Below are 22,700 nucleotides of genomic sequence, written 5' to 3'. Positions count from 1 at the left end.
CTTAAATCACCTTCGCTTCGTTCTTCAGCTTGTCCACCAGCTCAGCTACGCTGCCCACTTTAATGCCCGCCTGACGTTGCGCAGGGGCTTCCACTTTCAAGGTGGTCAGTCTGGGAGCGATTTCCGCGCCAAGATCCGCAGGGGAAACAGTGTCCAGCGGCTTCTTCTTGGCTTTCATGATGTTGGGAAGAGAAGCGTAACGGGGCTCGTTCAGACGCAGGTCGGTGGTCACGATAGCAGGCAGATTCAACGCCACGGTCAGCAGACCGCCGTCGATTTCGCGAGTCACGTTGACTTTATCGCCCTCAACAACCACTTCGGATGCGAAGGTGCCCTGCGCGTAACCGCACAGCGCCGCCAGCATCTGGCCAGTCTGGTTGTTGTCGGTGTCAATGGACTGTTTGCCCAGAATCACCAGCTTGGGTTGCTCTTTTTCTACAACCGCTTTCAGCAGTTTGGCGGCCGCCAGAGATTGAATCTCTTCGTCGGTCTCCACGTGAATGCCGCGGTCAGCGCCCAGCGCCAATGCGGTGCGGATTTGTTCCTGGGCGGCTTTAGGGCCGATGGATACAACGACGACTTCGGTAGCGACGCCTTTCTCTTTCAGGCGTACGGCTTCTTCCACTGCGATTTCGCAGAATGGATTCATGGCCATTTTTACGTTTGTCAGGTCTACACCGGTATTATCCGGCTTTACTCGTACTTTAACGTTGTAATCAATTACTCGTTTTACAGCGACCAGAACCTTCATAGATTCCTCGTTTGTGTTGTGATGTGTAATTAACGAAGCATATCCTCGCGGCTCTGGATTTTTATCCCGATAACCACCCTGTCGAAAACCGGGTTCTCGGCCAAAAACTTCAGCCGAAACGCCAGGATATGGTCCAAACAAAGCAGGCTAATACTGAACGCTTATCCCACTCAGGTCAATATTCAGGGACGCGCCTGACGCGTCCGAAAAGGACCTGCGATCAAAGGACGATCGATTTATTGTTAACGCCGAAAAAGATTCGGGTTTACTCCGTCCCGGAATTCAGGAAGCGGCCTTGCAGGCGACGCCTGAGGCCCCGCCGCTCAACGCCGGAAACGCTCTTCTTAACTGCGTGCCGCTTATTAAAGGCGATTTTCCGCAAAAATTCAAACAAACGTTTGTTTGAGTGGGCGAATGATATATGCTACCTGGACTTAATCCATTATACTTCTGACGATTTTTAATAACTGCAGCACAGCGTAGTCGGAAAAATAAGACAGGATAAAATCAGTCAGGGACGCAGCTCGACCGCTTCCGCGGGACAGCATCGTCGCAGCTTTTCGCGACCCCCAAAAGCCGTGTTGCCTATAAACTTTTTAGACTGAGAGTTGTGAAGCTAAAAGGAGATCAATGGTGGAACGCGAATCGATGGAGTTTGACGTACTAATCGTGGGCGCAGGACCGGCGGGCTTGTCAGCCGCCTGCAAAATTCTCCAGTTGGCCAAGGATAAAGGGCAGGAACTGACCGTATGCGTCGTGGAGAAAGGATCGGAAGTCGGCGCGCATATTCTGGCCGGCACCGTTTTCGAGCCTACAGCTCTGAACGAGCTCTTCCCTAATTGGAAAGAAGAAGGCGCTCCCCTCAATACTCCCGTCACCCGAGACGACATTTTCGTATTACGCAGCCAGGAAAACGCCATCAAGGTTCCCAATGCGTTCGTGCCCCGCAATATGCACAACGAAGGCAACTTCATCATCAGCCTGGGCAACCTGTGCCGCTGGCTGGCGGAGCAGGCGGAAGGCCTTGGCGCGGAAATCTATCCCGGCTTCCCCGCCGCCGAAATTCTGTATCATGAAGACGGCAGCGTAAAAGGCATCGTTACCGGCGACATGGGCGTCGGCCACAATGGCGAGCATAAAGATTCCTACACTCCCGGTATGGAATTACACGCCAAGTACACCCTGTTCTGCGAAGGCTGCCGCGGTCATCTGGGCAAACAGCTGATCGAAAAATTCAAGCTGGACGAAGGCAAAGACCCGCAACATTACGGCATCGGCATTAAAGAGCTGTGGGATATCGATCCCGCCAAGCACGAGCCTGGCCTGGTCGTTCACACGACGGGTTGGCCATTAGCCGAAAGCAGTTCTACCGGCGGTTCTTTCCTTTACCACCTGGAGAACAATCAGGTTTACGTCGGTCTGATCACCGACCTGGGTTACAGCAACCCGCACGTTTCTCCATTCGAAGAATTTCAGCGCCTGAAGCTGCATCCGGAAATCAGTAAATATCTGGAAGGCGGCAAGCGCGTATCCTACGGCGCGCGCGCCATCACCAAAGGCGGCTTCAATTCCCTGCCCAAGCAGTCCTTCCCTGGCGGCCTGCTGCTGGGTTGCGACGCTGGCACCTTGAACTTCTCCAAGATCAAGGGCTCTCATACCGCCATGAAGTCCGGCATGCTGGGCGCGGAAGCAGTGTTTGAAGCGCTTCAGAAAGGCTCTGAAGGCAAAGAAGACCTCACCGCTTTTACTGATAAGTTCAAAACGTCCTGGCTCTACAAAGAGCTGTACGAAGAGAGAAACTTCGGACCGGGCATGCACAAGTTCGGCAACATCCTGGGCGGCGCTCTGGCGTTCTTCGAGCAGAACATTCTGCGTGGAAGCCTGCCGATCACTCTGCGTGATCTGAAGAAAGACCACGAGGCTCTCAAGCCCGCCAGCGAGTGTCCGAAAATCAGCTATCCGAAGCCGGACAACAAGCTGACGTTCGACCGTCTGACTTCGGTGTTCCTGTCGAACACCAACCATGAAGAGGATCAGCCCTGTCATTTGACCCTCAAGGACAAAGACGTGCCGATCAACTACAACCTGCCCAAGTACGACGAGCCCGCGCAGCGCTACTGCCCTGCCGGCGTTTACGAAGTGGTGGAGAATGACGACGGCGGCAAGCGCTTCCAGATCAACGCGCAAAACTGCGTACACTGCAAAACCTGCGATATCAAAGACCCCACCCAGAACATCATCTGGGTCACCCCGGAAGGCGGCGGCGGTCCCAACTATCCGAACATGTAGTGCAAAAAAGCCGGCTTACGCCGGCTTTTTTATTCAGTACGCTATCAATAATAGCGAGCATTGCGAAGCTGCTTAATATCTAAATTAGACCATACAGAAACAGGTCCTACATTGTGGTATCTAAGATTACGGTATATCCAGCTTGTTTTCTCTGCATCAACTCGCCTGAAATATAGCCCATAACTAAGCTCATACAGCAGCTCGACTTGTGGCGCACTCCCTTGCCTCCCAACTTCAGAGAGTCCACTCTGATAAATCGCCCCATTGACTATTTCAGATAATCTACTGAGTAATCTGGGCCTGTTTTTGAAGCAGACTAAAGGGACGGATGAGAGCACACCGTCGCTATATACGATCATCCTATCCGATCCGACATCAATAGATGTCAGCTGGGTAATACGAATAGTCCGGGCTCCGGATTTACCAATGAGTACAAGCTCATGCCCATTAATAGTCAGAGTTTCTGGTAAGTCAAAATAGTAAGGCCAATTTTTTATAATGACATATACCCCAACCAACACTGGCAGGGTATATGCAACCCAAAAGCAGCTAAATATATTTAATGAGCAGTTAGAGTTACTCCACGAGCAACTAAAGTTAACTGGATTTTCGCTTATGAATAAACGCCAAATAATAACGCACGTTATGGATAAGAATAAAAAAGCTGCAATAACCATACGCCATGCAACCATCCATCGGTCAATTTGAAATACTTCTTTCAATGATAGTCCTTAACAAGAAACCGCCCACCACACTTTTACCGACGACAATTTTATCTATTGTCAATCCACCTGCAACCGTACTCTGACCTTCATGGTGTTTTTCTTATCAGGTCTGGCGGCCAGGGCTTCCAGGCTGGGCCAATAGGGCATTTGCTTGTCGCCGCTGTATTCGTAGGTCAGGGTCAGACTGTCCTGGCTCTGCTCTGTGATCAGACCAGTGCGGATTTCGCCTAACACCGGAGCGTCAGGCAGTTGTTGCAGGGATTGCCAGGCTTCCTGCTCAATCTTCTTTATCCCTTCTTTGATTTCTGCTGGATCATCACTGCTCGCCAGGGGATAGTCATTGATGCCGTCCGCATTGAGTGTGGGATATAAGCGCAGCTTGATAGACTCATTGCTGGAGCCGCTTTCGTCCAGCACCTGATCAGCGCCTTTACGATCAGTCAGCGTGGCGATATCCCTGACATTCAAGGACGGCTCCCATTCCGCATAGAGTTCGTAGCCCTGCCCGTACAGCGAGGGCTGCAGGGTTTTGATGGTCAAACCGGTGACCTTCCCCGATGCAGATACTTCGCGCCTGGTGCGCACATAATCCGATGCATCAGGCGTTTGCGAGTCGAAGTACAGACTGACTTTCACGTCGCCCTGCACGACCAGCTCGCTGTTATCATTCAACGGCATATAGGGTTCTGATTCCCAGCTGCTGCGACCGTATTCAGGGTCCATGTCCGGGATCAGTTTATCCAGAGCCGGCCGAATCCAGACCGCCTGATCGCCGTTGGCGACCAAGCTGTATGTCCAATCAATTTGTGTGGTTTCCGGGCCGCTCAAGCCTTGATGCACTTTGTGCTCGACTTTGGAAGCCTCCTGCTCGATCTTCAGCTCCACGAACAATCGCCCTTTGCGCCAGCCATCGTCGGCGGGATTCCAGTCGAGGGCGTCGTCCTGGATATCCTCACTACTCTCTACGCTATAGTCCGACGGCGTATCTACACCACCATCGTCTGGAGATCCTGCGTCGGAAGAGGAGTCAGAGCAGGCGCTCAGGAGCGTGACGCCCGCCAGCGTCAAGCAACGGAACAGTAACGGAAAGGCTGCGACTATTTTCTTATTTTTCATAAGGGTGGACGACTTCCTGAAAATGAGGTGGACGTCATCGCATGCTATCAGGGAGCGATTAAATTAGAAATGTGGAGAGATCACATCTTAGAGGATGATTAATGCAGGAGCGTCACACTCGCAGCGCCTCCATCAAGGCGGACCGAGCCAGCAAGCGAGTAGAGTCCAACGTCGGCAGCGGACAGTCATCAGGATCGACGAGCAGCGGAATCTCAGTGCAGCCCAGCACCACCGCATCGCAACCGCGCTCTTGCAGTCGCTGGATCGCGGCATTGAAACGTAACCTGGATTCTTCCTTAAACACCCCATTCACCAGCTCATTGAAAATCACCTGATCAATGAGTTCGCGATCCGCCTCATCCGGAATCAGGCTGTCGATGTCGAACCTGCTCAAGGCTTGAGGATAGACTGGCCCGGTCATCAGAAAGCGCGTACCGGTGATTCCCAGCTTGCGATAGCCTTGCGTTTGCGCCGCCTGCGCCACGGTTTCCGCGATATGCAGCCAGGGAATGGGCGATTCGGCCTGCACCATCTGAAACGCCTGATGAATAGTGTTATCCGGACAGATGGCGAAGTCCGCGCCCATCATCGCCAATTTTCGGGCGGACGACAGCATCAAATCCGCCACTCCGCGCCAATCGCCCTGATTCAGATAAGGCATGTAATCCGCCACGGGATGCGTATGCAGCGATACTTCCGGATGCCGATGCTCTCCCATCAACGCGGGCGCTTCCGCGCAGATAGTGCGATAACAGAGCGCAGCACCCTCAGCGCTACATGCAACAATGCCGATGTGTCTGGACATTTTCCTTACCTCGTTGCTTGCGGTCAGCACTTTGGGACATGAGCCATGCCCCAAAAGTGCTTGCTCTTTCCTTACGCCAGCATCTTCATCGCAAGATAGATGAGTATGCCGATAGCCAGCATGATCCACCCTGTTTTTGCGTGAGATTCGCCCTCAGGACCTGGCGCGGCAGGTTGCGCTTGCTGTTGCGGGCGCGCCGGCTCAGGCGCTTGCGCTGGCTCAGCGTCTACAGACGATGGGACAGGAGTCGCCTGCGCCTGCTGCGCTGCTTTCTCCGACTTGCGCTCTTCCTTCACCTGCTCCGCTGTCTTCTCCTGTTCCGGAGCGGCGGCCGCTTGCGCCTGCCACCAGTCTTCGCGGGGCGCTTCGCCTTTCGCCGCCTTCAGACGCATGCGTTTTTTATTCAACGCCAACACCCGGGACGACTTCACTTTCACACCGTACTTAAGCTTCAGCTGCGCCACTTTCTGTTGCAGCGGCACGCCTTTTTCAGGGTTCACCATCGCCACATAGTTAGCGAATCCGTCAATGGCGGCGAACAGCTCTCCCCGCCCCCAGGTTTTACCAGCGGGACCGTCTCTATCGATTTGAAACAACAGTGCACGAAACCGCTTCAGCTGTTTTCTTTCCACCGAAGCCTTGTCATTTACGACGACGCCGGTGACTTCCTGTCTGCGATGTTTGCGCATAATCCGGGTTTTGTCCGGGTGCACCACAAAACCCTCATCCTTGATGATGCTACGGCAGCGCCACAACAGACGCTTGACGTCATCGTCGGATTTGCCGTCAGCGGAGAAGGTCACATCATCCGCGTAACGGGTATAGGTGAATCCAAGTTTGGCGGCCATGCTTTGCAGACGGCGATCGAGCTTTCGGCAAATGACATTACTGATCGCCGGACTGGTGGGCGCGCCTTGGGGCAGAAAGCGTTCACCTTCGCTGACAAACCATTTCTGGCCGTCCATTTCCACTTCCTGCACTTTCTGCTGCGAACACAGCAACCCCAGAATAGTGGCGACTTGCTCGCTGTAGCCGAGATGGCGAAACGCGCCTTTGATGCGCGCATAGGAAACCGTTGGGAAGAAGTCCTTCAAGTCCAGGTTAATGACCACGTCTTTGCCCACGTGAGGCTGCGCATTAGACACAATGGAGCGCTCGACGACAAAGCCATGAGCGGCGTCATGCAGAGACAGCGGCGCCAATATATTGTCCAGAATCCAGTATTGCGCTCTCTTCATACGCGGCATGGGAGCGGAAATTTCGCGCACGCCGCCGGTTTTCTTGGCGATAGCGAATTGCTGATAGTGGCTGAGCTTGGATACCTCTTTGTTGTAGGCGAGGAAACGCAATTCGTTCAACGTCACGCCCATCGCCGCCGCCAACTCCTCAGCGGCGTTTATGACTGGCAGGTTCTGACTGCGCAGACGCGCGTCATCTGAGGCTGCATCACCCAATCCCCCTGACACGTTTTCACCAAGGTAGGTGATCTGTTGCGCCTGCACTTCGCGCCAGTGTTGCGCCCGCTGGAATCGCTCTTCGTTGCGCTTGCGACGCGTCTCTTCCCGCTTGGCCAGCGCCGCCTTCTTGCGCTGTTTGTGCATTTCCTTCAGCGCGTCCTCTGGATCGGAGTACAGCATCTGTTGCCGCCCCAATTCCCGCAATGCGGCCTGTAACTCAGCGCGTTTTTTGATAAACGCTTCCGACAAAGAAGGCTTTTCCGAGTTGTCCGGCCAAAAGCCCAGGCGCACCATTTCGGAGAGAATGTACTCGTCCTTGCTGGTTTCACGGATGCGTTGGTAGATTTCCTGACGGGTCAGTTTTTTCTCTTCGCTCATCTCAACGCCCTCCTCTCAATGCCGATGACAACCGCTTACTGCAACTACCAACGCGCACGGCGGCGGACCGACTTGCAACAGTGACGGATAACGATTTGAGTGCGGGGAATGATAATGAGGACGCAAAGGAGCGCACTGAGGCGGCGCAAAAAGAAGGCGGTAGCGCGACATGGTTTCCCTTCGTAGAATTCTCAGAACTGGACTGATCAACTCGACGCCGTACGCACCACCTATCGCTCATTGGTTTCGTAGAAACCAAACCGCAATAGCGATAGGTGGTGCAGTACGGCCCAGTAAAGATCTGGCCAGTGAAGCGTGATAAGTCTAATAGCAAGAACGGCGATCCACCGCTCGGATTGCAAGGTAGTTTTGTCGCGCTACCGCCGTCGGGCAGTATAACAACCTGGGCGGAGCAAGCAAACCCCGCCGTTGATTTAACAGGAAAAATTGCGTTCATCGCCCTGCCTCCTCTGCGCCGGCGAGCACATAAGGATGCTGTATCTGATGTTGCTTACGCAGCGCCAGCATGTGTTCACAGGGGCCTTTGCGCAGACGATTGTGCACATAGAAGTGACACTGGCATTCACCCTGACGCAGTCTCTGATCGGCGTCGATCGCCACTTTGGGTCGGTAAGCGACGGCGTTGTCGGTCACTTCTCCCTGCAATGACAGCACGCCGTCGTTGACGTCTACCGCGTTCAGTTTCACCAGATTGGCTTTGTTGAAATTCTCCGCCATCTCCTCACGCTCATTGGCGAAACGCAACTGCGTCATCGGCAACGGCTCGCGACTCAACTCGCGGATACGGTAAACCCCTTCCGCCAGATCGAACAGGACCTGTCCCTGCTGGCTATAAATGGACAACGCGGATTGCACCACGGTGTCGTCCAGCCCCAAGCGGGCGGCCAGACTACCGGCGCTTTCCAGCCAGTTTTCCTGCAGTCCGTGATAGACGCGACGCAGCGTGATCTCATCTACCTCCGCTCGCGGCGCCATCAGGTCAAAGTTACCCATACGCGACCAGTCGTTGGCGCTCCAGCCGGACAACCCCAAGGTAAAGGTCAGATCTCCCATTTCCGCCACATAGAAACTGGGCAGGCCATCCCCCATGAGGTGCACGACAAACTTGTCCGCAACCGGAATCAAGCGCTCCAGAATATGCAGGCGACGACGCCCCCATACCCGAATGCTGCGCGCTTCATGGCCCTGGTAGATTGAGCGGCTACACACCACCTCTTCGCCCCAGGGCTCGAATATCACCCGCACCGGCTTGCCGGGCTCCAGCTCGTAACGCATCGCCCGCGGCCCGACACGTTCTTTCTTGCGACGCAGCACATAACACAGGTTATGCACGTCCATGGGCTGCAATTCGACCTTCACCATCGGCAACGTCATCGCCGAACTGACCTGTAGAAAACCGCGCACCCAGCTTTCCGGCAGATCGATTTTCTTCTCATCGAACTGATCGTCATCGCCGGTCTGCACGCTAAAGCCGCCGGGGTCCACCTGCAGCAGCGTTTCCCGATAATCGCGAATTTTCTGAAATTCGTTATACAGCCCTTGGGAGTAATCAATGTTCGTGGTGCCGCAGGCGGTGTCGCTGATGGTTTCAAACACCTCGTAACCGCAGCTCAACTTGCCATAGCTGGATTCATCTTCAGAAAAACATTCGAAGAATACCTGGTCCGGATGCACCGTGATCACCGGGTCCAGCACATACCAGGCGTCCAGGTCATGCTTGTATAGATAGTTAAAGTAATTGCGCTGTGCGTCGTAATACGGCTTGAGCACTTTGTCGCTCTGCTTGTTCAGATCGTCCAGCTCGCTGCGCAGAGAGCGAATCTCCGTCTGCAGCGATTCTTTGCGGGACATGAACTCGGCCAGCATGTTCTGTTCTTCCTGAGCCAGCCAGCGCTTGTATTCTTCTTTGTCTTTGGGCTGAAAACGCATGTCGGAAATGACCACGTTATGCAGCGCAGAAATCGCTTCGCGAAAGGCGATATGTTTTCTCAGTTTGCCGACGAAATGGGTCGGCGGGCGCAGGCTGTCCGGGGCGAAGGACAGATCCGTCTTGCCCGCATTGCTGTCCACGCGGCTGTGTCCGTGATAACGGTAACGAAACTCCATCAACGGCTCCTTAATATTCTCTTACTTCGGCGGGCTTGACGCTGAGCGGCGTTCCCAGTTGCGGATAGTGGCGGCGCAGATCCAACAGGGCCTTGATCAACGCGGCTTTGTCTTTGTGCACGACGGTCAGGGAAATGCGGGCGAACAAATCCGCCGCCATATTGGCCACCTGCTCATTGAGCAGCGACTGTTCAGATAAAAACGCCAGGATGCGATCCTTACAGACCCGACTGCGATTCACCTGCGACAGCACCGTGGTGAAGTAGCCTTGCAGACTGAGAATACGCTCTGGGTATCCGGCGGCGTATTCATTGAGGAAGTTGCTCACGAAAAACTGCACATTAGCCGAAGGGTGCTGACTGAGCTTCAACAGATACTCGACGCCATTCTGTTCCCGGAAGAAGCGCTGCAGCAGCTCCATGCCATAGCGCTGCACGTCCGGCCGCACGCTGTCGCACAGGTAGATCACCAGCTCAGGCGTCCACAGGGTTTCGCCCGCTTCCTCATAATGGCTGCGGAAGAAGGCGAAGCCGAACTCGCGGCAGTCATCCCAGTCTGAGTCCAGAATGCGCAATGCGTCGCGAATCTCCGCCAGAATACGATCCGGGTTGGCTTCATAGGCGTCAAAGGCGTACTTACGCACCGCCACGTCTGGATGCTTGGCCAACTGGGCCCACTGACGGACGCTAAACTGCAATGGACTGCGCGCCTGCAACAACAGCGCGCCTATCTGCTGCGCGCCGGTGGATTGCGCCTGCAACAGGCGCCAGCAAGTATTGTCGTCCACAGCGTCGAACGCGGCGCTGAGCGCGTCTTTGAAGAACACCAGCCATTCTTCCCGCTGACCGTCCTGCTTTTCGCTGCGGAACGTATACGGCAACAAGTGATGCAGAATCACCTCCGCCCATTCCCGCTGCGCCAGCGCCAAACGTTTCAGAATAGCGGAGGCGGCAATGCGATCATCCGCTTCGCCTTCAAAGAACTGCAGGGCGAGCACGCCCGCCTGTTTGACCAGCTCGGCATCCGGCTGCTTGCCCAGCAACAAGGTCTGACATGCGCGCACCGCCGACGAGTCCGACTGCATGATGTGTTGCAGCAGACGTTCGGGAATATCGCCAAAACCAACGCCATGAGCCACCAGCAAACGCGCGCCGAATAATTGCAATGCTGTGTTGCGCTCCGCCAGCAGACGGTCGATCAAGTGCAGGGACAATTCCCGGCAGGCGTCGGCGAAGCGGGCGATACAGAAGTCCGCCAGCCAGACGGCATGGGATTCCTGGCTCAGGGCAGGCGGCAGTTCAGCGGGCGTTTGCAACGCCTGCTCAATCAGGGTGTGCAGGCACTGCGCCTGATCCGACGCCGTCCAGGGATATTGCGCGGTCTTGTCCGCCGCATACCGGCGCACTTCTTCGTATTGCGACAGCAATAACGCCGCCAGTAACGGAGCTTCGACCAGGGTCGCCTGTGGCATTTGCGCTAGAATTTCCATCCCTAACGCCCGCGCTTCATCCAGACCGCTGTTCAGCAGCGCCAGCAACAAGCCGTGTTCGATATGGCCGTCCAGGCGGGTCCGCGCCAACTGCAAGGCAAATCGCTGAGTCGCTTCATAGCGGCTGCGCAGCAGACGCTCAATATCAGAGACAGCGATCTCCGCGCAAAAAGACGTGTTCGCAGCCAATACCTTGCTTGCAAACTCATGCACCGGCTCACACTGGCTCTCCAACATTAAGCGCAAAGCGCAGTCAAGACGCTGATCCCACAAATGAGAGAAGGCTTCCTCACGGGCGTCCGCCGCGCGCTCATCGGAAACTTTCAACCAGGCTCGTCCGCTGGGGGCCAATTTATACTGCGCGCTATCGCCTCGTAGAATGTGATTGAACGCAATCAGGCCCGCGTAATGATCATAGAAATTACGCGCGACCAGCTTGTGCTCATAACGTCGACCATTACGCTCCCAGCGATAGATATCCGCTTTGCGGGTTTCTCCCGCGTCCGCATCCGAAACGGTAAGCAGCATTTCCGTGGCCATGTCGACATAGCGTAAATCGCCCACCTGCCCGATGCGCTTGATGCTGCGCCAGCTACGACGACGCAGGTAATTGCGGGTCTTATTCGAGTAGGCGACTTTGGGATCGGGCTTTTTCAGCTCGCTTTTTGGTTTGAAACTGCCCACGCCCGGCAACCAGGCCCAGTCCCACTGGTACTGGAAGAATTCACGACTGGTTTCAAAACGACGCGCCAGCAGGGCGAACATCGGGGCGTCCAGACGGAACTCGGCGGCTTTATAGATATAACGTACGCCACTGAATACGCCAGGCGCCAGCTTGCATTGACTGAGCCAGCCGTACAGCGCCTGATAGAGCGCAGGATAATACAGCGCCAGCAGATAAGCGTTTTTCAATAGATCATTGGCGCCGGCGGGCGCGGCGTTCAAACCGTTTTCCAATTGCAGACGCACGCCCACGTCGTCGCCGGAAGTCAGCGCCTGTTGCAATGGCGACGGCATCTGATTCCATTGCGTTTGCAACAGCGTCATTCTTTGCGAGGGGTCAGTCAGGGCTAGTATCGACTCAAACGCCATGGCGCTGACGGTGTTGTTTTTCGAGTTCTGCAAACGATGCAGATCTTCCATGTAATCTGTCGCGCGAATACGGCCCAGCGCCCAGGCCACCGCGAAGTCCTGTAGCCAGTCCCCTTTGCCGACGCACGCCGCCAATTCTTGCCCGGCTTCAGAGCGCCCCAATTCTCCCAAACGCCATATCAGACGGGCGCGCTTGCCGTTATCCCACTCCTGACGCAGCTTTTCCAGTAACTTCACCAACAGACTGGTCGGTCCTTCCGGCATGGCGGGTTTGACCTGGGCGTCGTTCGTTGAGGCCGCTGGCGCGCCGCGATTGACGTCGTAATAGCCTTTGTTGGTTTTGGAGACAACGACACTGTCGAACAGCCGTTCCGCCTCTTCCAGCGTCACCGGCGCAGGCGTTTTTGTGCCTTCGCGCAGCGCGCCGCCCTGGCGGCCATAACGGAAATTGACGAGGAAGCGGTCGTCCTTGCGGCTGGCGACTTCACTCAGCTCAACCTCGTAAACTTTGTTGGAGTTTCCTTCCTGAAAATGCAGGCTGGCCTTTTTAATCAGCTTCATATCGGCTTTATCCTTACGGGATAACGGGATGCGTCGCTCCGAATTAGTATTGCGGCCCTCACTGGCGAAGCCTTGCGCTGATCAAAACGAGCGTCCCATCTCGCTTTCGAGAGTCACCCGGACATCGCCATGATTCACACGCGATGAACGGAAATTTCAGCCGCAGGCGCTTAGGAGCGGAGAATGAAAGGGACTAAGAATAACATAGCGAAACGAAAAGTTTAGACGTTTTTTATCCTTTGGCGACAGAGGGTTGCGCCCTGTTATTAACAGGGCGAATGAGGTCGCCGGCGGAACTTCAGGACAGCCTCAGCCTCTGTCCTGCTCGCACTCCTGGGAACTCACGCCGCCGCCAACAATAGCCGCGCCGGCGGCGCCCGCCATGCCTTTGACAATATCCCATTCCGCCTTGATGAGATTAAGAACGCGCTCCCATTGTTCTTCGGTCTCCGGTTCGGAGATATGGGACAGCCGCTGCAAACTCTCGTAATGCCGCAAGGCGGCTTCGGCGGTGGCGCTCAGACAAAAGCTCTCCGCCGTCAGCCGCGCGCATTCCTGCATACGCCGACGCTCTACCCGACTCTGCGCGCCGAAATGTTGCAGTGCGCCAATAAAGTCCACGATAGAGGGCTCTTTAATCAGATAGCCGTTTTCCTGATCTATCACCACCTCCCGCACCCCTGCACCGTCGAGGGCGACCACCGGAACCCCCGCCGCCATCGCCTCAGTAAGCACCATGCCCTGAGTTTCACTTTGCGAGCTGAACGCAAACACATCCATGGCGTGATAGGCGTCAGCCAGATCAGGCAGTTGTAGCTGACCGGCGAAATGCAGTCGATCGGCGAGACCGTAGCGCTGAAAGACATCGCGCATCTCGGCTTCCGAGGGCCCTTCTCCCACCACCAGAAAGTGCGCATAGCGGTTGAGCAACATAAAGGCCGCTACCGCTTCCGCCAGGAACTTCAAATTCTTCTCCGGCGCCAGCCGTCCCACGTGGCCAATGACATAGGCCTCCTGAGAGATGCCCACGGAATGCCGAAACAGACCGCCCTCGCCCCGTTGGAAATCCAGCAATTTCACACCCGTGGGAACGATACTGATGGGCATGCGCACGCCGCGCTCCCGAATCAGGCTGGCGACACTGTCGCTGGGGGCGAACACACGGTCGGTCATGTTGGCGTAGATGGTGGCCAGCTCAATCACGAAACGTTTGAACAGGGGCCTGTCCGCCGGCACGTAATGGGTGTACTCCTCATACAGCGTGTGATGAGTGAACACCAGCGGCGTCTCCCGATACCGGGCGACTCGTAGTGCGGTCATCCCCAGCAGATAGGGATGGTGCGAATGCACGATATCCGGCTGAAAGGCGTCCAGAGCTTCCCCCAGCAGGCCGGGAATGGGCAGCACCATAGAGAAGTCGCTGCCGTTGAAATTCTGAATGGCGGGAACCCTGATAACGCCCTCTTCCTCCTGAGGCTGATTGGGAAACTCAGGCGCAATCACCAACACCTTATGACCGCGTCGCCGATATTCCCGCGTAAAGCTCTCCACCGACCGGGCCACGCCGCCCACATGAGGCAGATACGTGTTGGTGACCATGACGATATTCATCGAGAATCCTCCAGATTGATATCAACGAAATTACGTTCCTGAGGCGCTTCAATAGGTGAAACGCCCGGAAGTCTCACTTCCATCAGCGGCGCGGCGTCAAACCACTCCGCCTCCCAACTGACCCGCACCATGCCCGCGCCACTGGCGCCGACGCCCTCGCCGATCAGTTTGAGACTGATCGGGCCAAACCGGGTCGGCGCAGGCCCGAAGGTGACGGGTTGATCGTCCTCCAGCCAGCGCAGAGGCACGCCGGACACCAAAATCAGCCTGTCCTCTTCTTCCCGCACGAAACAGTTGCGCAGCAACAAAATCCATTCCACCGCCGCCCAGGCGTGCTGTCCGTCCCCCATACAACCTCCGCCGGTCGCCGGGTGCACGGCCTCCGGCCATTGTCCGGTAGGCGAAGCCAGGTCCGCCGCCGCCTGCATCAGCGCCTCGTAGCGGGAATCTCCAGCGCGCAGCAACACCTGCGCCACGTGCAGGGTCAGGTAAATATTCACGCCGGAGTGAATCACGTCCTGAAAGAACCCGCCCTTGTAAAAACAGTTGGCCAGCAGGAACTCCACCGTATCCAGCAGGCGGGGATCGTCCGCCGCGCAAAGCTGTAATGGATACCCAGCGGCTACCGATCCAATAGCCCCCGCGTCCAGGCGTCGATACGGCGACGCCGGCATGCCCGGTCGACCCAGTCGCTCCGAGGCGCGATGCAGACTTATGTCGATGGCCTGCTGAAAGACTTCCGCCTCACGTTCGAATTCTTCCGCCGCCAATTTGTCATAGCCATCCATCATGCTCGCTGCGGCGCGTAAACCAGCCACGCCCCAAAAGTCATCCCAGTAATAATAGTCATTGGGTCCCAGATGTTCCGCGCTGAATCCGGCTGGCAATAGTCCAGCGTGAGGCGCGCCGTCGTTGGGTTCGCGTTTGCGCAGAATCCAGCGCGCGCCAGAGCGGGCGGCGTCGCGCCAAGTGTTTTTTGGTTGGGTTCCGGTCAGCTCGCAGAAGCGCTGCATGATCCAGATCGCTTCGCCGTTGGAATCCCACTCTCCCGCCTGGGAATGAAAATAACCGTTGAGATCCTGCAGTTTGGGGAAACGGTCCAACGCCCGCTCCGCTCGCTGGGTCAGCCCCAGGCTCAGCAGGCCATGAATGATGAACGCCGCATCCCGGAACCAGAAACGCTTGTAGGTATAGGGACCGGCGTACACGTCCCCGGGAGACAACAGAGTCAGGGTCCGCACGGCGGCGTCGTAGAGAAACTGCACCTGTTCATCCGAGGTTTGCAGCTGGCAGCATTCGCTCAGACTTTCCCGCCAGTCTCCCGGTTTCTCATCTCCCGATTCCGGCAGCGAAATCCGCGCCTGCACATTGCGGGCGCCGCCTGCGGGAATCGCGAACATGGCGGCGGCGGTGACCATGCCGATATCGCATTCCCCGGACTCCTGATCTTTGGCGTCGCGCAGATGAATATAGACATCTCCTTGTCGATAATCCGAGACATGATGGCGATCGACGGGTTCGCTGAACGCCACCTGGCGCTCATTATCCACCGTCCAGCCATTGCGCTGCGGGTTCAACGTCACTTCATGAATAAAGCGCACGCCTTCCGGGTTGTACGGACGCAACGCCAACACCAGCCAGGCGTCGCGACCGGCATTCCCGGTCATGTCCAACAGGCACACCGGGGCTCCGTCGCGCATGACCACTTGCGCCTCAACGCGCAAGCGCATGTCCAGTTCTTCCGTTTCCGTCACTACGCTTAAGCCCTCGGTGTGCAGCGCCTGCCGGGTCTCTGTCGAGCGCGAGGGCGCCAGAATGTCGCCATCGGCGGTGACGATCCAGGCGTCCAGCGACCAGCCGTCCCACAGCGGCGTCAACAACCCGCGGGGATCGACCAGCGGCGTTTCCTGCAAATCCGGCAGCCCCACAGCGGTCCAGTTGCGGTGGGTCAGGTTAACGTGAGTGAGACTGAACGCGCGGGGCACGAAAGACGGGTCCGCCGGGTCAAACTGACGGGTGATCCAATACGGCCACACCCAGTCCAGGTTGTGCTGAATAACCCGGCTGTTAATGAATCCCCGGGCATGAAAAACCGCTCCCGCCCGCAGCAGTTCAATTGGCTCCGTCACCTCCGAGGGCTGGGAGAACCTGTGTAAATGCGACAGCACCGCCACCGGGTCCAGGAACCCGTGTGCGCGGGCGAAGCGGCTAATGATGTAACGCCAGGGTAACCATTTCATCCACGGCATCGTTCTTCTCCTTCATTCACAGGCGACTCCTGCGCTGCGCGCGGGAGGTGCGGCGCATCCCGCTGCTGCAACTCATAGGTCGCCAGAATCCGTTTGGCCATGCGATTCAGATAGACAAGAAACACCGCCAACGCCGCGAAACCGCCTAGATATATCGCCCACTGCCAGGGACTGCGCTGCGCGGCGCCCACGGAGACACTGAGCGCGTCCGCCGCAAGCGAGCCGACATACACGTTATGCACGGAGTACGGGATGATTCCGATGGTGTTGCCGATGGCGAAGTCCCTGAGGGAGAACCGGCTGAGGCCAAACAGATAATTGGACACTTTGAAAGGAAAGAGAGGCACAAGCCGGGTCAACATCACCAGTTTCCAGCCCTGGTGGCTGACTTCCGCGTCGACCAGTCTGATTTTGGCGTGGGAGCGCACATAGGCCGTCGCCTTTTCACCGAAGCCGCGCCGAGCGATGACAAACGCGGCGATGGAGCCCAACGCCGTGCCGACGATCACGTAAATGGAGCCGGTGACGACTCCGAAAACAAATCCCGCGCCAGTAGTGAAAAATACGCCAGGAGCCAACAGCACTACCGCAGCGGCCATCAGCGCGACGAAGATCGCTCCCGCCGCCGGACCCTGTCGGTTCATCCACTCCAATAAGCGCACGATATCGCGGTGTACGTCGAAGGCGTACAGCAACGCTACGATCACGGTAACCCCGACAATTCCCAGAATCATCGAGACTTTTAAAGACAATCCGCGCGTCATTGCGGCCCCAGTCACATTAGATTGGGTTTGACGCGCCGTTCCACAGCAGACGCTCACACGCCCGACATCCCGCAGTTTGGTTGCTTTGTACGGTTATCGTCTGATACCGCGCCATTGCAATCCTCCCTTTTTCATAAGGCGTCGCGTCGGTTATTTATCGCCTGAAAACCTCATTGGCGATAAAGACGAAGAGCCAAACCGGCTCCTCCCGAACACGCGACACCCTTTGCATGTTTAACCGGCGACTGGCGCCGATCATTTATTGACCATACTTACTTTAACCATCAGTCACAAGGGCGGAAGTCCTCGCCACGCCCTGGATTACCCTTTGGTCATCTCGCCGTAAGCTCAGTCCGCAAGCGCCTCAACGCAGGCCTCATCGCCCCCGCCGCCATATATCAACGCCTCCCATTGCTCAGGATGTTCATGCATGATCAGCGCCCGCAAACGTCCCACGGAAAGCCGATCAATAGGCTTGCCGTCGGTGCTGCTGCGCCCCCTTATCCGCAAGTCCTGCGTGGGGTACACCGATAACTCCACGGGAAACTCCATATCCAGATAGACATGGGTGAACTCCATAAAACGGCCCTCTTTGCGTATGCAAATGCTCTTGGTTTCATAGGGCCACCCCATGTCATCAAGGTAGACAAACAACGTCTCCGGCCTATCGACGAAAACATGCAGATCAATATCGCTGCTGGCGCGAATGCGACCGCTGCTGACTGAGCCGATCAGTCGCGGATTAAACGGCGTCAGTTGCTCCATCACATCCATCGCCAGAACCCGCATATCAAATAAGCGCTGCGTCACCGCATCCGGTTCCTCAAAACGCGCCATGCGATATATTTCCTCGGATATCTCCCCATTGGAGGGCAAATGCAGCGTATAGCCGCCCACCAGCCGCTTCGCCGCCTTACGTTTGGCGTCCAGGTATTGGTCCACGCCTTCTTCATACATCAGGCGCGCCGCCTCAATCACCAGCAGGCGGCGAATGCGGTTATTACGTTTACTTTTCATAAATGGACCGGCGCGGATCTGCGCCGTGAAAGTCAGATTGATATCTAAATAAATCGGCGCATCAAAGCGCCTGCGCGGCGATACGCCACAGGATCAGGGTTGCTGTGCGCCAGCGGCGATCAAAGCATCCAGCGTCAACTGCAGCGCCTGCTCCGGGTTGCGCACTTTTGCGGTGAGCGAGCGTCCGCCCAGGTCCCAGCGCCGCAAAGAGATTAAGTCCTGCAGACGCGTAGAGTCGCCCAAGCGTCGGCGCGTGCGTTGCGGGGCGAGCAGCAGGTCCAGGTGATGAGCGATCAGCCACTCCACCCGGCTGGACAGCACGCCCCGCACCATGGCGGCGCCGATTGCGCAGTGATCTTTCTGGTCCACGCTTTTGCCCAGGTCGTGAAAGAGCGCCGCCGCCCAAAGCTCCGGGTCCCGGGTCTCGGCGTACGCCAGCTCGAACACTTGCAGCGAGTGATAGAGGGCGTCTTCTTCAGGGTGATAACGCAATGGTTGGCGCACGCCGTCCAGATCCCATAACAGGCCTGACAGGTATTCTTGAGTCGCTGGATTCGCCGCGATCTCGGCGGCTTGTTGCAAGGTGACTTCGGATGAAGTCGTTGAGGAGGTGGAAGAAAAGAAAGAGGTCGAAAAATCGAAAACGTCTTTGGTGTTTCCCAATATTTTTCCGGTTGAACCGGCTGTCCGATACTTGATTTTTAGCGGAGCGAACCGCACTGAGTTGTTATCCGCCATCATTCGGCGTTGAACGCCGACGCGCCATTATAGCGGAATATTGTGACAGGTGAACCCAGGATGTCTTTCGTACTGCTTATCGCCGTTTCAGGCGATTCTCCAAAGTATGGGTTACACTCAAGCAGTGTGTGGCGGTACTTGCGGCGGAATGCCGCACCAGCGATTGCTTATTAAAACCGTTAACCAGAGGAGTTTTTATGACTACATGGGTACTAGCGGCGGACACCACCCACGCCAGACTGTTTTCCTGCGACACCCCGAAAGGCGCATTACAGGAACTGGAAACCCTCACCCACCCGATCAACCGACTGATGGAACAGGAAATCGTCTCAGACCGCAACGGCGGGATGATGAACGGCTCAGGCAATCACTCCTACGGCGAAGCGGATCGTAAAAAACATGAAGAAGTGGAGAGATTCGCCAAGCGCGTCAACGAGCGCCTGAATGAAGGGCTCAACAAAAAGCAGTACGACAAGTTGTACATTCTCTCCGAACCCACCTTTCTGGGCGTGTTAAGACGTCAGATGAACGCCAACGTGCGTCATTGCGTGGCGGCGGAGGTCGATAAAAATCTCACCGTGCACCCGGTCAAGGACATCCGGGGACATCTGCCGGACTACCTGTAGTATTACAAACGCTTGTAGTATTACAAACGCTTGAAGTATTACAAACGCTTGTAGCGTTACAGCGTCTTAAACGTTACTCGTCATTACGCTCCTGGGCGAGCGCCAGGCGACTAATGGGTCGCCTGGGAGCTGCTGCGGCGCGCCAGCGGCATGTTCAGATGATGCGCCACAAACATGTCATGAGCGCGGGTGTCAGAGAGACAGCTCATGCACTGCATCGCACTGGAGTTGGTGGCGGGCTCACTGAAACGCGCCAAATATTCGCAGGCGATGTTCAGCACTTTGTTGGACTCCACTTCATCGCCCATGTGGTGAAACACATTGGACAGATAAATACCGGATAAGGTCAGCAACGTAATCGCCGTCTTGCGCTCTTCGCCTTGTCGCGACAGCAGCAGCCGGGCCAGATCGAAAGAGCTGCCGATATAGGGCAAGGCCCGGTTCCATTGGGAGTTTTGATAGTAGCAACCGGACAAATGCATCCAGTGCATCCAGTTATTCACCAGCTCCTCTTCAGGTTGCAGCGAATACCATTCTTCATGTGTGGGACATAGAAAACGCATGGGTGTGAAAGCCTCCGTCTTTTTGCAAAATCCTAAATGATAATTATTATCATTTGCAACAATAATTGACGCAGTTCTGATTCCTGTCAAATCGTCCATTTTCACGCCCCCCAAAACCGACCATTTGGCCGAAGCGCAGACTATCCCGCCCGACTAGAATATTGTCTTCGCATTGATCTCCCCGACTCCTGGCGCAGGCTTTGCGGTAAATGGAACTCACAACCGGATTCATATAGACACGGCAATCACTATGACCAAAACCAAAGCGCTTCTGCTAAGCCTCCCTCTGGCCTTCTCCGCCCTTCAGGCGCATGCTCACCCCAACCACGACAGGCTGCAGGCAATCCCTGAGGAAACCGCTCAGGATCGCGGAGATTTCGTCATGAAGAAGATGGTCGGCGCCAAACGTCTGGACGCAAGCTGGACCCATGCGGAAAGAGTCGAGACTCTGTATATGGACAAAGGAGAAGAGCATCTGTGGCGGGTGAGCTATAAAAACTCCAGCGCCGCCGATGCGGTCAAGCAGACGTTTTTTATCTTCCTTGACGACAATGGTAATTACGTCACGTCTAACTACACGGGTCAGCCTTAAGCTCTCGCTTTCCATGGGGCGCAGGCGAGCCCCTTCCTTCTAAAGTAGCCGTCAATTCGCTGATAAAAAAAGCCCCGGCGCACGCAGCAACCGGGGCTTGAAATCAGGAATCGGAATTTCCTTAGTCGATTACTTCACCAGCTCCCAGGCGTCGCTCCAGTAAGCGCCCACGCCAGGCTCATAGTGGTTGGCGTTGTCGCTGTATACGGTGCACCAGCCGCTGTACGGGAATGGTTTACAACGATAGATCTTGCCGTCTTTGGCCAGAACGGTGGTTCCCGCCTTGTAGGCGCTCAGGCTTTCCGGGAAGACGTAATCGTAATCACCGCTCGGAGGCGTATCGCCGCCATCTTCCTTCAACAGGAAGCCCTGGGTTTTCTGCACCACTTTACCGTCTTCGCTTTCCCCTTTGACCACCAGGGAATAAGCGCCGGCTTCGGCTTTGTCGATATCGATACGGAAGTTGTGAGAGGCGTTATCCACCTTGGCTTCACCGAAGCCGGCGGCGGAACCGTCAGGCGCATACACATAGCTGCTTACGTTCATCGCCGCGTTGGTGGACACGGTGAAGTCGATGGTAGCCATACCATTTTCGATCATGTACTCGCCCTGCAATCCGCTCAACTCAACAGCCGGATCAACGGGGCCATCATCGCCTTTGACGATTTCAATCTCAACGCGATCAACATCACTGTCCGCCTTGCCGAATACGTCATTGCGTCCATAGGCCGGAACGATGTCGCCTTTGGCGTTCATCTTACCGGCGCGCAGCGCGTCGGACTCTTTGTTGATGGCGGTGGCCAGCAGGAACGGCCATTTGTCTTTCTTGCCGTCATCCGCAGAGTTGATATTCAGCACGGTTTGCAGTCCGGGATTCTCGCCGTTGCGATCAAAAACGCGGGTTTTCACTTGATCGCCAGTCTGCAGATCGATAGACGGGTTGATGTCGCCAATGTCGCGCCATTCTTGCGGTTCTGACGGATCACCGCCGCCACCGCCGAAATCAACGTCGACTACCTGATAGAAACTGTTGACGGTATCCCCCACATCCCATACGCCCAGGATGACCTGATAGCCGCTGCGGCTGGGCACGTTACATTCATGGGACAATTCCGTAGGTGGACGCTGGTTGTTTCCGTCATAGCTACAAAACGGCTGCGCTTCAAACGAATTGCGGGTCAGCGGCGCATTGGGATTCCAGCCCTCTTTGGTGATGTAGTAACGCCAGTCACGGGTAGCGTGATTGGCGGTAAAGCGCCACATAAAGGTATTGGAGCCGGCCTGAATCGGCGTTTTCTTCCAGCGGTTGACGGACTGCTCATCCAACTCGGAAAAATGGGACACCCCTGCGCTGGCGATCTTGCCGTCGGCAGGGCCGCCTTCCGGATAGCGGTCGGGACCTTCGACACTCTGCGGCTCCCACTGAATAGCGCCGCAGTTAAGGTTTTCCCCCAGTTTACATTGGTAGGAACGGGACGCCGGCTTGGAGATGTAGCCGTGCGCGAGAACGTTTTGGGCGATGAAAGGCAAAGTTACCAGACACCCAAGAACGAGTTTCTTGGTATGTGCTCGGTTCATATTAGAGCTCCCCTTATTATCAATTGGTATAGTCCTTTCTTCAAGGAAGAGCGGGGATTTTATTACGCGTATATTTTGCGCAATATCGGCTATTTACCTCATATTTGTAAGCCTCTAAAACTAAAGGACTAATAAAATCGCATTATGCTATTGGCATGCTTTTGGTATGCAT

General features: G+C 55.9%; 17 protein-coding genes. 3 read left to right on the top strand and 14 right to left on the bottom strand.

The window, feature by feature from the left end; genetic code table 11:
* Position 1 precedes the first annotated feature (1 nt).
* A complete protein-coding gene (locus tag ONV78_RS24845; RefSeq protein ID WP_216738004.1) occupies positions 2 to 751 on the bottom strand; it encodes an electron transfer flavoprotein subunit beta/FixA family protein in 750 nt (249 codons plus the stop codon).
* 630 nt (positions 752 to 1,381) lie between these two features.
* Between ONV78_RS24845 and ONV78_RS24840 the strand changes: the two genes are divergently transcribed.
* A complete protein-coding gene (locus tag ONV78_RS24840; RefSeq protein WP_279507130.1) occupies positions 1,382 to 3,040 on the top strand; it encodes an electron transfer flavoprotein-ubiquinone oxidoreductase in 1,659 nt (552 codons plus the stop codon).
* Between the two features lie 44 nt (positions 3,041 to 3,084).
* Here ONV78_RS24840 and ONV78_RS24835 read toward each other — a convergent pair whose 3' ends face one another.
* The 11 genes from ONV78_RS24835 to ONV78_RS24785 all read right to left on the bottom strand — a co-directional run bounded on the left by ONV78_RS24835 (position 3,085) and on the right by ONV78_RS24785 (position 19,094).
* Positions 3,085 to 3,762, bottom strand: a complete 678-nt coding sequence (locus ONV78_RS24835) for a hypothetical protein (protein WP_279507129.1) — start codon at positions 3,760 to 3,762, stop codon at positions 3,085 to 3,087.
* A gap of 60 nt (positions 3,763 to 3,822) precedes the next feature.
* Positions 3,823 to 4,881, bottom strand: coding sequence for a hypothetical protein (locus ONV78_RS24830; RefSeq protein ID WP_279507128.1), 1,059 nt, complete (start codon positions 4,879 to 4,881; stop codon positions 3,823 to 3,825).
* Positions 4,882 to 4,993: 112 nt separating this feature from the next.
* Complete coding sequence (locus tag ONV78_RS24825) at positions 4,994 to 5,686, bottom strand: amino acid racemase (RefSeq protein WP_279507127.1); 693 nt, start codon at positions 5,684 to 5,686, stop codon at positions 4,994 to 4,996.
* A gap of 71 nt (positions 5,687 to 5,757) precedes the next feature.
* Positions 5,758 to 7,521 (bottom strand): reverse transcriptase family protein, encoded by a 1,764-nt coding sequence (locus ONV78_RS24820; protein WP_279507126.1) that lies wholly within the window; start codon positions 7,519 to 7,521, stop codon positions 5,758 to 5,760.
* A gap of 453 nt (positions 7,522 to 7,974) precedes the next feature.
* Positions 7,975 to 9,648: an SWIM zinc finger family protein gene (locus ONV78_RS24815; protein WP_279507125.1), complete on the bottom strand. Its 1,674-nt coding sequence runs from the start codon at positions 9,646 to 9,648 to the stop codon at positions 7,975 to 7,977.
* A 10-nt stretch (positions 9,649 to 9,658) separates the two neighbouring features.
* Positions 9,659 to 12,790 carry a WGR domain-containing protein gene (locus ONV78_RS24810; RefSeq protein WP_279507124.1) on the bottom strand — a complete coding sequence of 1,044 codons (3,132 nt, stop codon included), beginning with the start codon at positions 12,788 to 12,790 and terminating at the stop codon, positions 9,659 to 9,661.
* 309 nt (positions 12,791 to 13,099) lie between these two features.
* The gene (locus tag ONV78_RS24805; RefSeq protein ID WP_279507123.1) at positions 13,100 to 14,401 is read right to left on the bottom strand and encodes a glycosyltransferase; all 1,302 of its coding nucleotides are present in this window, start codon (positions 14,399 to 14,401) and stop codon (positions 13,100 to 13,102) included.
* Complete coding sequence (locus tag ONV78_RS24800; RefSeq protein WP_279507122.1) at positions 14,398 to 16,650, bottom strand: hypothetical protein; 2,253 nt, start codon at positions 16,648 to 16,650, stop codon at positions 14,398 to 14,400. Before ONV78_RS24800 ends, ONV78_RS24805 begins: the two co-directional genes overlap by 4 nt.
* Entirely contained in the window at positions 16,638 to 17,414 is a 777-nt protein-coding gene (locus ONV78_RS24795; RefSeq protein ID WP_279507121.1) for a TVP38/TMEM64 family protein, read from the bottom strand. The genes ONV78_RS24800 and ONV78_RS24795 overlap by 13 nt, the downstream gene beginning before the upstream one ends.
* Positions 17,415 to 17,762: 348 nt before the next feature.
* Entirely contained in the window at positions 17,763 to 18,431 is a 669-nt protein-coding gene (locus ONV78_RS24790; RefSeq protein WP_279507120.1) for a nucleotidyltransferase, read from the bottom strand.
* A gap of 93 nt (positions 18,432 to 18,524) precedes the next feature.
* Entirely contained in the window at positions 18,525 to 19,094 is a 570-nt protein-coding gene (locus ONV78_RS24785; protein ID WP_279507119.1) for an HD domain-containing protein, read from the bottom strand.
* A 272-nt stretch (positions 19,095 to 19,366) separates the two neighbouring features.
* Between ONV78_RS24785 and ONV78_RS24780 the strand changes: the two genes are divergently transcribed.
* Positions 19,367 to 19,795, top strand: a complete 429-nt coding sequence (locus tag ONV78_RS24780; protein ID WP_127970088.1) for a host attachment protein — start codon at positions 19,367 to 19,369, stop codon at positions 19,793 to 19,795.
* Between the two features lie 110 nt (positions 19,796 to 19,905).
* Here the strand turns inward: ONV78_RS24780 and ONV78_RS24775 are convergent, their stop codons facing one another.
* A complete protein-coding gene (locus tag ONV78_RS24775; protein WP_279507118.1) occupies positions 19,906 to 20,358 on the bottom strand; it encodes a hypothetical protein in 453 nt (150 codons plus the stop codon).
* A 250-nt stretch (positions 20,359 to 20,608) separates the two neighbouring features.
* On the opposite strand from ONV78_RS24775, the gene ONV78_RS24770 reads away from it, so the two are divergent.
* A complete protein-coding gene (locus tag ONV78_RS24770; protein ID WP_279507116.1) occupies positions 20,609 to 20,950 on the top strand; it encodes a DUF6488 family protein in 342 nt (113 codons plus the stop codon).
* Positions 20,951 to 21,079: 129 nt separating this feature from the next.
* Here ONV78_RS24770 and gbpA read toward each other — a convergent pair whose 3' ends face one another.
* Entirely contained in the window at positions 21,080 to 22,528 is a 1,449-nt protein-coding gene (gene gbpA / locus ONV78_RS24765) for an N-acetylglucosamine-binding protein GbpA (protein ID WP_279507115.1), read from the bottom strand.
* Positions 22,529 to 22,700 lie beyond the last annotated feature (172 nt).

Origin of the sequence: Hahella sp. CR1 (assembly GCF_029813005.1) — a bacterium.
GTDB lineage: Bacteria > Pseudomonadota > Gammaproteobacteria > Pseudomonadales > Oleiphilaceae > Hahella.
The sequence above is the reverse complement of the archived record's forward strand: the minus strand, read 5'-3'. Positions and strand labels throughout refer to the sequence as shown.